The 10,890-nt window shown below is 61.4% G+C and carries 10 protein-coding genes; 4 read left to right on the plus strand and 6 right to left on the minus strand.

Going from position 1 to position 10,890, the window contains the following annotated elements; translation table 11 throughout:
* Window positions 1–90 precede the first annotated feature (90 nt).
* Entirely contained in the window at window positions 91–1,389 is a 1,299-nt protein-coding gene (locus tag QMX91_RS24470; RefSeq protein WP_027610369.1) for an MFS transporter, read from the minus strand.
* A 377-nt stretch (window positions 1,390–1,766) separates the two neighbouring features.
* Between QMX91_RS24470 and QMX91_RS24475 the strand changes: the two genes are divergently transcribed.
* Both QMX91_RS24475 and QMX91_RS24480 read left to right on the plus strand, forming a co-directional pair.
* Complete coding sequence (locus QMX91_RS24475; RefSeq protein ID WP_003229628.1) at window positions 1,767–2,171, plus strand: acyl-CoA thioesterase; 405 nt, start codon at window positions 1,767–1,769, stop codon at window positions 2,169–2,171.
* 58 nt (window positions 2,172–2,229) lie between these two features.
* A complete protein-coding gene (locus QMX91_RS24480; RefSeq protein WP_282413512.1) occupies window positions 2,230–3,129 on the plus strand; it encodes a D-hexose-6-phosphate mutarotase in 900 nt (299 codons plus the stop codon).
* A gap of 151 nt (window positions 3,130–3,280) precedes the next feature.
* Here QMX91_RS24480 and QMX91_RS24485 read toward each other — a convergent pair whose 3' ends face one another.
* The 5 genes from QMX91_RS24485 to QMX91_RS24505 form a co-directional block, all read right to left on the minus strand.
* Window positions 3,281–3,817 (minus strand): DUF3299 domain-containing protein, encoded by a 537-nt coding sequence (locus QMX91_RS24485; RefSeq protein WP_027610367.1) that lies wholly within the window; start codon window positions 3,815–3,817, stop codon window positions 3,281–3,283.
* A 102-nt stretch (window positions 3,818–3,919) separates the two neighbouring features.
* Window positions 3,920–4,165, minus strand: coding sequence for a GlsB/YeaQ/YmgE family stress response membrane protein (locus tag QMX91_RS24490; RefSeq protein WP_003229635.1), 246 nt, complete (start codon window positions 4,163–4,165; stop codon window positions 3,920–3,922).
* Window positions 4,166–4,281: 116 nt separating this feature from the next.
* Complete coding sequence (locus tag QMX91_RS24495; RefSeq protein WP_282413513.1) at window positions 4,282–5,364, minus strand: 5-(carboxyamino)imidazole ribonucleotide synthase; 1,083 nt, start codon at window positions 5,362–5,364, stop codon at window positions 4,282–4,284.
* A 10-nt stretch (window positions 5,365–5,374) separates the two neighbouring features.
* Window positions 5,375–5,866 (minus strand): 5-(carboxyamino)imidazole ribonucleotide mutase, encoded by a 492-nt coding sequence (gene purE / locus QMX91_RS24500; protein ID WP_003229641.1) that lies wholly within the window; start codon window positions 5,864–5,866, stop codon window positions 5,375–5,377.
* 333 nt (window positions 5,867–6,199) lie between these two features.
* On the minus strand, window positions 6,200–7,108 hold the full coding sequence (locus tag QMX91_RS24505; protein ID WP_096795416.1) for a LysR substrate-binding domain-containing protein: 909 nt from the start codon (window positions 7,106–7,108) through the stop codon (window positions 6,200–6,202).
* Between the two features lie 180 nt (window positions 7,109–7,288).
* On the opposite strand from QMX91_RS24505, the gene aspA reads away from it, so the two are divergent.
* Together aspA and QMX91_RS24515 are read left to right on the plus strand one after the other, a co-directional pair.
* Window positions 7,289–8,713, plus strand: a complete 1,425-nt coding sequence (gene aspA, locus QMX91_RS24510) for an aspartate ammonia-lyase (RefSeq protein ID WP_282413514.1) — start codon at window positions 7,289–7,291, stop codon at window positions 8,711–8,713.
* 607 nt (window positions 8,714–9,320) lie between these two features.
* Window positions 9,321–10,766: an alanine/glycine:cation symporter family protein gene (locus QMX91_RS24515; RefSeq protein WP_282413515.1), complete on the plus strand. Its 1,446-nt coding sequence runs from the start codon at window positions 9,321–9,323 to the stop codon at window positions 10,764–10,766.
* Window positions 10,767–10,890 lie beyond the last annotated feature (124 nt).

Here is a 10,890-nt window from a genome sequence, read left to right on the forward strand (position 1 = left end):
GGCTTGCTCGCGAAGAGGCCGTGTCAGCCTATTCATATGCAGACGACACAACGCATTCGCGAGCAAGCCCGCTCCCACAGGTGAAGATTTTCAGCGCCCCTTTTTCCAGAGCCACGCCCCCACCAGAATCCCCATCGCGCACAGCACCGCCACATAGTAAGCCGGGCCCATCGCACTCTCTTTAAGCAGCAGGCTGACCACCATCGGCGTCAGGCCACCGAAGATCGCGTACGCCACGTTGTACGAGAACGACAATCCGCTGAAGCGCACCACCGGCGGGAATGCCTTGACCATCACGTACGGAACCGCACCGATGGTGCCGACCAGCAGACCGGTCAGCGCATACAGCGGGAACAGCCAGTTCGGGTGATCGGCGAGGCTGTGATAGAAGGTCCAGGAGCTGATCAGTAAGCCCAGGGAACCGAAGACAAACACCCGGCCGGCGCCAAACCGATCCGCCAGGGCACCGGAGATGATGCAACCGACGCTGAGGAACACGATCGCCAGGCTGTTGGATTGCAGCGCCACTGTCGCTGAGAAGTGATAGACCGTCTGCAGCACGGTCGGGGTCATCAGGATCACCACGACAATCCCGGCGGACAGCAGCCAGGTCAGCAGCATCGAGACCGCAATCGCCCCGCGATGGTCACGCAGTACCGCGCGCAGCGGCACTTCTTCGGCCAAGGCCTTGCGCAGTTGCAGCTCGGCGAACACCGGGGTCTCGTGCAGCCAGCGACGCAGATACACCGAGAACAGACCGAACACGCCTCCGAGCAGGAACGGGATCCGCCAGGCGTAATCGGCGACTTCCCCCGGGGTATAAATGCTGTTGATCGCCGTGGCGACCAATGAGCCGAGCAGGATGCCGGCGGTCAGGCCGCTGGTCAGGGTGCCGCAGGCGTAGCCGATGTGCTTTTGCGGCACGTGTTCGGAAACGAAGACCCACGCCCCCGGCACTTCCCCGCCAATCGCCGCGCCCTGGATAACTCGCATCAACAACAGCAGGATCGGCGCCCACATACCGATCTGCGCGTAGGTCGGCAGCAGGCCCATGATCAGGGTCGGCACGGCCATCATGAAAATGCTCAGGGTGAACATCTTCTTGCGCCCCAGCAGGTCGCCGAAGTGCGCCATGACGATGCCGCCCAGCGGCCGCGCAAGGTAACCGGCGGCGAAAATGCCGAAGGTCTGCATCAGGCGCAGCCACTCGGGCATGTCGGCCGGGAAGAACAGCTTGCCGACCACGGTGGCGAAGAACACGAAGATGATGAAATCGTAAAACTCCAGCGCACCGCCCAGGGCCGATAGCGACAGAGTCTTGTAGTCATTGCGGGTCAGGGGGCGTGCAGGTTGCTCGGGCTGCGCGAGGCTCGAAGGCGCTGTGGTCATGGCAAGGGCTTCTCTTATAGGCGGATCTACCGCCACAACAACGCTGGCTGTGGCTTGGGCAGGTTCGGCACCATAGCAAATTGTTCGAAAAAGCACATAGAGGCGCGTATTTGCCGGTCAAAATCAGAACCCGATGGTCGTCGCGGAGTCTACCGACCGATATACTCGCAACCTTGCTCCGGTTTGTAGGGGGTTGCTGTGCGAAAACGTCGTTGGCCCGACCTTTGAACGGGATCAGCCGGTTTCGCAGAGTTTCCCCTTTAGGCGCCTATGGAAAACGTGACGAACGCAGTATGTTCGGTGCTGAATCGTTTTTCCTGAAGACGGCTACCACCAGCAATACCAACGAAGAGTCACGGGTCAGAGGCACCCCCGGCATGATAGAGCTCGAACAAGAAGATCCGATCCCGCAAGGCGACCTGGCCTTGCAAATTACCGCACTCCCGCGCGAAACCAACGGCTTTGGCGATATTTTCGGCGGCTGGCTGGTGGCGCAGATGGATCTGGCGGGTACCGCAATGGCCAGCCGCGTGGCCGGTGGTCGCGTAGCCACTGTCGCCATCGACCGCATGGCCTTCCTGGTGCCGGTCGCGGTGGGCGCGCAATTGTCCTTTTATACCCAGACCCTGGAAATCGGCCGCAGCTCGATCCAGATGATGGTCGAAGTGTGGAGCGACGATCCGCTGTCCAGCGAGTGGCGTAAAGTGACCGAGGCGGTATTCGTCTTCGTCGCCATCGACGGCAGCGGTCGCACCCGCTCAGTGCCACCGCGCGCGCGTTAAACATCGCCGCGGTTTTGCGGTCGATAGTCGTCCCAAGTGTCTGATCGAGAGTTGCCCCATGAACACGCCCAACGTTGAAGCGGTGAAACTGGATGAACTGAACTGCTGGCGCATCCGCCACGGTCAGGCCGAAGTGCTGGTGGCCCAGCAAGGCGCGCACATCCTCAGTTATCAAATCGACGGCCAGCCGCCGATCATCTGGCTCAACGACAAGGCTGTGTTCAAGACCGGCAAGAGCATCCGTGCCGGTGTGCCGGTGTGCTGGCCGTGGTTCGGCAAGTTCGAACGCAACCCGCAGAGCGTGCAGGCCATGTATACCGGTGAGCAACCGGCACCCGCGCACGGTCTGGTGCGGGCGATGGATTGGGAGCTGGGCGGCATCGAATCAGAGGCTGACGGCGTCAAGGTTGAATTCAGGCTGCCCTACCCCGAAGGTGGCCTGCCGGGCTGGCCGTATCAGGTCGATCTGACCCTGACCCTGCATCTGAATGATCAGTTGCACATCAGCCTGACCAGCCACAACCGAGGTGTAGAAACCGTCAGCATCAGCCAGGCGCTGCACACTTATTTCGCGGTCAGTGATGTGCGTAACGTGCACGTCGAGGGTGTTGAAGGGCTGAATTACATCGAGACTCTGGACAACTGGAACACCCACCGCCAGCAAGGCGAACTGCGCTTTACCGGGGAAACCGACCGCATCTACCTCGACGCGCCAGCGCAACTGAGCATCGTCGATCCGACCTGGGAACGACGCATCGTACTGAGCGCCAGCGGCTCACGCACGGCAGTGATCTGGAACCCGTGGATCGACCGCGCGGCAGCACTGGCCGACATGGACAACGATGGCTGGCAGCGCATGCTGTGCATCGAGACGGCGAATGTGATGGATGATGTGGTCACGCTGGGCTCGGGTGCGAGCCATACCATGGGCGTCAGCATCGGCAGCAAACCGCTCTGACCAACACCGCAATATCGATGTGGGTGAAAGCCTTTGTGGTGAGGGGATTTATCCCCGATGGCCTGCGGAGCAGGCCCCTGCCCCTGATTCAAAGCGGGGGTCGCTTCGCAACCCATCGGGGATAAATCCCCTCGCTACAATTGTTCAGATGTTAGAGATCAGACTCCTGCACCACCCGCACTTTGTCAGCTTCCAGCGCATACGCCGCATCGGCCAGGTCATTGCTGACCTTCTCGATCTTCAGCGTGCCGGTTACCCACAGCGGCGTGTAGATGTCATCCAGCTTCAAACCCTTGGGATAACGCACCAGCACCAGTTGATTCGGTGGTGGCGGCGGCACATGGATGCAGGCGCCAGGGTACGGCACGAGGAAGAACAGCGTGCTGCGGCCCTTGGCGTCGGATTCCAGCGGCACCGGGTAGCCGCCGATGCGGATGTGCTTGTCGTTCATCGACGCCACGGTCTTGGTCGAATACATCACCGCCGGCAGGCCTTTAGCCTGTTTCATGCCGCCCTTCTCGGTGAAGGTGCCAGTAGCTTCCGGGGAGTTGTGGTCGATTTCGGGCATGGCCTCGAGGGCTTTCTGGTCCGACTTGGGCATCAGTTCCAGCCAGTCGGTTTCCGGCAGTTCGCCGGCGTGGGCCAGACCGCTGCCCAGCAAAAGAAGAGTCAACAGAAGACGGCGCATGGAGGTGCTCGGTAAAAGATGCTCGGATAAAGGAAGGACGTTGAATCGCCGAGCATTCTAGCCCTCCCTGCCACGCTGGCAGAGAGGACTTGGTCGCTTGGATCAGTTCTTTTTGATCAGGCCGTAGATCACCAGCAGCACGATCGCGCCGACCAGTGCACCGATGAAGCCTGCGCCCTGACCGGCCTGATAGATACCCAGGGCCTGGCCGCCGTAAGTGGCCGCCAGCGAACCGCCGATACCGAGCAGGATGGTCATGATCCAGCCCATGCTGTCATCGCCCGGTTTGAGGAAGCGTGCCAGCAGGCCGACGATCAAGCCGATAAAGATGGTTCCGATAATTCCCATGGCATTTCCCTCTGACTCTGAATGGTAGATATGCCAAAGCCTAGTCAGACTTTGGCATCCTGCCATGAGAGAACGGCGGCTCCCGAAGGTTCCGCCGCTGCCAGATGAAACTGTGGTTACTCGGCAATCAGCGCTTCGACCTTGACGATCTGCGCCTGCAGCGTGGCCATGTCGGCGCAGCGCAGGTTGGCATGACCGACCTTGCGCCCGGCCTTGAAGGCTTTGCCGTAGTGGTGCAGATGGCAATCTTCGATGGCGATGACTTTCTCTACCGGCGGAACCACACCAATGAAGTTGAGCATGGCGCTCTCGCCCACCTTGGCGGTCGAACCCAGCGGCAGGCCGGCAACGGCGCGCAGGTGGTTTTCGAACTGGCTGCACTCGGCGCCTTCGGTGGTCCAGTGTCCGGAGTTGTGCACACGCGGGGCGATCTCGTTGGCCTTGAGGCCACCGTCGACTTCAAAGAACTCGAACGCCATCACGCCGACGTAATCCAGCTGCTTGAGCACACGGCTGGAGTAGTCTTCGGCCAACCCCTGCAGCGGGTGATCGGTGCTGGCGACCGACAGCTTGAGGATGCCGCTGTCGTGGGTGTTGTGTACCAGCGGATAGAACTTGGTTTCACCATCACGGGCACGCACGGCAATCAGCGAAACTTCGCCGGTGAACGGCACGAAGCCTTCCAGCAGGCAGGCCACGCTGCCCAGCTCGGCGAACGTACCCACCACGTCTTCCGGCTTGCGCAGGACTTTCTGACCCTTGCCGTCGTAACCCAGGGTGCGGGTTTTCAGCACGGCCGGAAGACCGATCGAAGCCACGGCGGCGTCCAGGTCGGCTTGCGATTGAATGTCGGCGAAGGCCGGGGTCGGGATGCCCAGCTCCTTGAACATGCTCTTCTCGAACCAGCGGTCGCGAGCGATGCGCAGGGCTTCGGCGCTCGGATAGACCGGGACGAATTGCGAGAGGAACGCCACGGTTTCGGCCGGGACGCTTTCGAACTCGAACGTCACCAGGTCGACTTCATCCGCCAGTTGGCGCAGGTGATCCTGATCGCCGTAATCGGCCCGCAGGTGTTCGCCCAGTGCTGCGGCGCAAGCGTCCGGCGCCGGGTCGAGGAAAGCGAAGTTCATGCCCAGCGGAGTGCCCGCCAGCGCCAACATGCGGCCCAACTGGCCGCCACCGATTACACCGATCTTCATCTCAACAACCTCAGGCAATACGTGGGTCTGGATTGTCCAGGACGCTGTCTGTCTGCTCGGCACGGAAGGTTTTCAGTACCGCATGGAACTGTGGATGCTTGGCACCAAGGATGCTCGCCGAGAGCAGCGCGGCGTTGATCGCGCCGGCCTTGCCGATGGCCAGGGTGGCAACCGGGATGCCCGCCGGCATCTGCACGATCGACAGCAGCGAATCGACGCCCGAGAGCATCGACGACTGCACCGGAACGCCCAGTACGGGCAGGTGGGTCTTGGCCGCACACATGCCTGGCAGGTGGGCTGCGCCACCGGCACCGGCGATGATCACCTCGATGCCGCGGCCCTCAGCCTCTTCGGCGTACTGGAACAGCAGATCCGGGGTGCGGTGGGCAGAGACCACCTTGACCTCGTACGGGATGCCGAGCTTTTCCAGCATATCGGCGGTGTGGCTAAGGGTGGACCAATCGGACTTGGAGCCCATGATCACGCCAACCAGTGCACTCATCGTCGCGCCTCTTCTCTCTGGGCGCCCGCAGGCGCGTCAAAAACAACAAGCCACGCAGGATTGCGTGGCTTGATTGTACGAAAAATGGCCGGACGTACCGGCCGAAGGCCGCGCAGTATACCGCAAAGAAAGCAATAAACAGCCCCCGAAACGACCATCTGTCAAATCAGCGAAAGGCCCGGTTTTATTGACTTGAAGGTCAGCGACAGAACACCGCAAATCCGCCCTGTGGGAGCGGGCTTGCTCGCGAAGGCGTCAGGTCAGATACATGAATGTCGACTGACACACCGTATTCGCGAGCAAGCCCGCTCCCACAATTGGATCTGCGATGGCTCAGGAAGCCTGTGCAGCGCCGCCTTCAAGCTTGCGCCACAGCAACCGCACGTTGGCCTTGCGCACCAGTGCGCAGCGATACAGGCGAATCTCCAGCGGCACGTGCCATTGCGGGCCACCGCAGACAACAAGTTCGCCACGGGCCAGCTCTGCCCGCACACTCAACTGCGGCACCCAGGCGATGCCGAGCCCCTCCAGGGCCATGCTCTTGAGGCTGTCGGCCATGGCGGTTTCATAGATGGTGGTGAAACGCAGCTGACGCTGGCGCAACAAACCATTCACCGAACGCCCGAGAAACGCCCCGGCGCTGTACGCCAACAGCGGCACACTGGCCTCGCCTTCCAGATCGAACAGCGGTTTGCCATCGGCATCGGCTGCGCACACCGGGAGCATTTCAGTCTGGCCCAAGTGCAACGACGGGAAAATTTCCGGGTCCATCTGCATCGCCGCGTCCGGGTCGTAGAACGCCAGCATCAGGTCGCAGCCACCCTCGCGCAGCGCGTGCACCGCGTCGCCGACGTTGGTCGCCACCAATCGCGTCGCTATGTTCAGCCCTTCGTTGCGCAGTTGTGCGATCCAGCGTGGAAAGAAACCCAGCGCCAGCGAGTGCGCCGCCGCGACCTGGATCACTTCGCCCTGCCCGCCTTCCAGGTGATGCAGATGGCGCAGCACTTCGCCGAGCTGTTCGACTACGGTGCGCGCGGTCACCAGAAACAATTGTCCCGCCGCCGTCAGCTCGATCGGCGTGCGCGAACGGTTGACCAGCGTCAGCCCAAGCGCAGCTTCCAGGCTGCGGATCCGCCGACTGAACGCTGGCTGGGTCACGAAGCGCCGTTCGGCCGCCTGCGAGAAGCTGCGAGTGGCAGCCAAGGCACTGAAGTCCTCGAGCCATTTGCTTTCCAGATTCATCACACCCTCCCGGGAACGCACCAAAACAGGTCACACGTCTGCCGCGCAGGCGGCGTCACACGGGCATTATGCCGAATGTGCATAGGCCAGTGTTTAACAGCATTGGCCCAAAAAATCCCACAAGCCTAGCATTCGCAGCGTTCCGGCACAGACCGGGTCCATATCGAGATGATTTCTATCATGTCCTCCGCTGCATCTTTCCGCACAGAAAACGACCTGCTTGGCGCCCTCGAAGTACCGGCTCAAGCGTATTACGGCATCCAGACCCTGCGAGCGGTGAACAACTTCCGTCTCTCCGGCGTTCCGATTTCGCATTACCCGAAACTGGTTGTCGGTCTGGCGATGGTCAAACAGGCCGCCGCTGACGCCAACCGTGAGTTGGGTCATCTGAGCGAAGCCAAGCACGCTGCCATCAGCGAAGCCTGTGCCCGATTGATCCGCGGTGATTTCCACGAAGAATTCGTGGTCGACATGATTCAAGGTGGCGCCGGTACGTCCACCAACATGAACGCCAACGAAGTGATCGCCAACATTGCGCTCGAAGCAATGGGTCACCAGAAAGGCGAGTACCAGTACCTGCACCCGAACGACGACGTCAACATGGCGCAGTCGACCAACGACGCCTACCCGACCGCGATCCGCCTGGGTCTGCTGCTGGGTCACGACGCGCTGCTGGCCAGCCTCGACAGCCTGATTCAGGCCTTCGCGACCAAGGGCAAAGAATTCGATCACGTCCTGAAAATGGGCCGTACCCAGCTGCAAGACGCCGTACCGATGACTTTGGGTCAAGAATTCCGTGCTTTCGCCACCACCATGGGCGAAGACCTGGCCCGTCTGAAGACGCTGGCCCCGGAACTGCTGACTGAAGTGAACCTGGGCGGCACCGCGATCGGCACCGGCATCAACGCCGACCCGCGCTATCAGGCGCTGGCCGTTCAGCGTCTGGCGCTGATCAGCGGTCAACCGCTGGTGCCCGCCGCCGACCTGATCGAAGCCACCTCCGACATGGGCGCCTTCGTGCTGTTCTCCGGCATGCTCAAGCGCACCGCGGTCAAGCTGTCGAAGATCTGCAACGACCTGCGCCTGCTGTCCAGCGGCCCACGCACCGGCATCAACGAGATCAACCTGCCGGCGCGTCAGCCAGGCAGCTCGATCATGCCCGGCAAGGTCAACCCGGTGATTCCGGAAGCCGTTAACCAGGTGGCCTTCCAGGTCATCGGTAACGATCTGGCGCTGACCATGGCAGCCGAAGGCGGCCAACTGCAGCTGAACGTGATGGAGCCACTGATCGCGTTCAAGATCCTCGACTCGATCCGTCTGCTGCAACGCGCCATGGACATGCTGCGCGAGCACTGCATCGTCGGCATCACCGCCAACGAAGCCCGCTGCCGCGAACTGGTCGAACACTCGATCGGTCTGGTCACCGCGCTGAACCCGTACATCGGCTACAAAAACGCCACCCGCATCGCCCGTATAGCCCTTGAAAGCGGCCGCGGCGTGCTGGAACTGGTGCGCGAAGAAGGCCTGCTCGACGAAGCCATGCTCGCTGACATCCTGCGCCCGGAAAACATGATTGCCCCGCGTCTGGTTCCGCTCAAAGCCTGAGCCGACGCGTTACTTGTAGCACCGCTCACCAGGTCGAGGGACTAGACACCTCTCACCTTTTGAGGGCTTGGGGATCAGTCCCCAAGCCCTTTTTTTTAACTTTCCGACCCTGAGACCCGTATGTCTGGGGATTGCTCAATGTAGAGGTGAGCCCTTGTGGTGAGGGGATTCATCCCCGATGGGTCGCGAAGCGGCCCCAAAACCTGCAATCGCGATGTAACAAGTACACCGCATGCAATGATTTGCGACTGCTCCGCAGTCGATCGGGGATGAATCCCCTCGCTACAGGGTTTGCATCAACAGGAATGCAGTTCCCGCACAAGCCCGACGCCGGTAACGTCGGGTGTTTCAAAGCTTCGTTTCGTCGCTTGCACCACGAGCGTGCAGACGGGCGCCGCACTGATCGGTATAGTGCCGCCCCTCTTCGCGTGAGCGGTCGTCGGTAACGAGGCCATAACCCATGCGAAACCCGAACTAATAACAAACCCGCGAAATGGATCCGGGACGAAACCTTCGCCTCACCTGTCGTGCCGCGCGCAAACCGGTGTAACGCGATGTTTCGGAACATCCAGCATTTGCTTAAACAAAAAACAGCGAGGAAAAATCCATGCTCGAAGTCATCAACGACTTCCTCTCAGGGAAAGTACTGATCGTGCTCATTGTCGGGCTCGGTAGCTACTTCACGATTCGCTCGCGTTTCGTTCAATTGCGCCACTTCCTCCACATGTTCGCGGTGTTCCGCGACAGCCTGAAAAGCAGCGGCGGGCAACTCAGCTCGTTCCAGGCCCTGATGCTCAGCCTTGCCGGCCGCGTCGGTGCAGGCAACATCGCCGGTGTCGGCATCGCCGTGACCCTCGGTGGTCCGGGTGCGGTGTTCTGGATGTGGGTGACCGCACTGGTTGGCATGTCCAGCAGCTTCTTCGAGTGCACCCTGGCGCAGGTCTACAAGCGCGCCGAAGGCGACGGCCTGTACCGTGGCGGCCCGGCCTACTACATCCAGCACGGCCTGAAGTTGAAAGGCATGGCAGTGGTGTTCTCGGTCCTGCTGCTGGTCACCTACGGCTTCGCCTTCATCGGCCTGCAGTCCTACACCGTGACCCACTCGCTGCAAAACGCCTTTGCCTTCGACCCAAGCCACACCGGGATCGTCCTGGCGGTGCTGCTGGCCATCACCTTCATCGGCGGCATCAAGCGCATCGCTGCAGTGTCCGACCTGCTGGTACCGGTCAAGACCCTGGCCTATATCGGCGTGACCCTGTACGTGATCGGCACCCAGATCGAACACGTGCCAGCGATGCTGGAAACCATCTTCAAGAGCGCCTTTGGTCTCGACCCGGCCTTCGGTGGCCTGCTCGGCAGCGCCATCGTCATGGGCGTGAAGCGTGGCGTGTTCGCCAACGAAGCGGGCCTGGGCAGTGCGCCGAACGTCGCCGCCGTGGCCTCGGTGAAACACCCGGGCGCTCAGGGCGTGGTTCAGGCCTTCAGCGTATTCCTCGACACTTTCGTGATCTGCACCTGCACCGCGCTGCTGATCCTGTTGTCGGGCTTCTACACCCCGGGCTTCGAAGGTGACGGCATCGTCCTGACCCAGAACTCGCTGGCCGCCGTGGTGGGTGACTGGGGCCGCATCTTCGTCAGCGTCGCGCTGTCGCTGTTCGTCTTCACCTGCATCCTCTACAACTACTACCTGGGCGAAAACAGCCTGCAGTTCCTCAGCCGCAACCGCGCGTTGCTGATGGTGTTCCGCGGTCTGGTCCTGGCGCTGGTGGTATGGGGTTCGATGCAGGATCTGTCGACCGTGTTCGCCTTCGCCGACATCACCATGACCTGCCTGGCCTTCGTCAACCTGATGGCCCTGGCCATGCTGTTCAAGGTCGGCATGCGCGTGATGCGCGACTACGACGAGCAGCGCCGCGCCGGCATCAAGCAGCCGGTGTTCGACTCCAGCAAATTTACCGATCTGGATCTGGACCTGAAGGCCTGGCCGGCCGAGGCGCCAGCCGCCGGCAAGACCGCAGTCGAGCCGCAAGGCGTGCCTGCAGCGCAACGCTGACAGGTGAATGACGGGCGCATCCCCTGCGCCCGTCAGTTATTGTGATGCAATACCTGTAGGAGTGAGCCTGCTCGCGATAGCTGTCTTTCAGCCAACATTAATGTTGAATGATGAACCGCTATCG

Origin of the sequence: Pseudomonas sp. PS01299 (assembly GCF_029960145.1) — a bacterium.
In the GTDB taxonomy this organism is placed as follows: domain Bacteria; phylum Pseudomonadota; class Gammaproteobacteria; order Pseudomonadales; family Pseudomonadaceae; genus Aquipseudomonas; species Aquipseudomonas putida_A.

Coding starts and splice junctions, on each gene's coding strand:
- QMX91_RS24475 (WP_003229628.1), top strand. CDS start 1,767: ATGATAGAGCTCGAACAAGAAGATCCGATCCCGCAAGGCGACCTGGCC.
- QMX91_RS24515 (WP_282413515.1), top strand. CDS start 9,321: ATGCTCGAAGTCATCAACGACTTCCTCTCAGGGAAAGTACTGATCGTG.
- purE (WP_003229641.1), bottom strand. CDS start 5,866: ATGAGTGCACTGGTTGGCGTGATCATGGGCTCCAAGTCCGATTGGTCC.
- QMX91_RS24480 (WP_282413512.1), top strand. CDS start 2,230: ATGAACACGCCCAACGTTGAAGCGGTGAAACTGGATGAACTGAACTGC.
- QMX91_RS24485 (WP_027610367.1), bottom strand. CDS start 3,817: ATGCGCCGTCTTCTGTTGACTCTTCTTTTGCTGGGCAGCGGTCTGGCC.
- aspA (WP_282413514.1), top strand. CDS start 7,289: ATGTCCTCCGCTGCATCTTTCCGCACAGAAAACGACCTGCTTGGCGCC.
- QMX91_RS24470 (WP_027610369.1), bottom strand. CDS start 1,389: ATGACCACAGCGCCTTCGAGCCTCGCGCAGCCCGAGCAACCTGCACGC.
- QMX91_RS24490 (WP_003229635.1), bottom strand. CDS start 4,165: ATGGGAATTATCGGAACCATCTTTATCGGCTTGATCGTCGGCCTGCTG.
- QMX91_RS24505 (WP_096795416.1), bottom strand. CDS start 7,108: ATGAATCTGGAAAGCAAATGGCTCGAGGACTTCAGTGCCTTGGCTGCC.
- QMX91_RS24495 (WP_282413513.1), bottom strand. CDS start 5,364: ATGAAGATCGGTGTAATCGGTGGCGGCCAGTTGGGCCGCATGTTGGCG.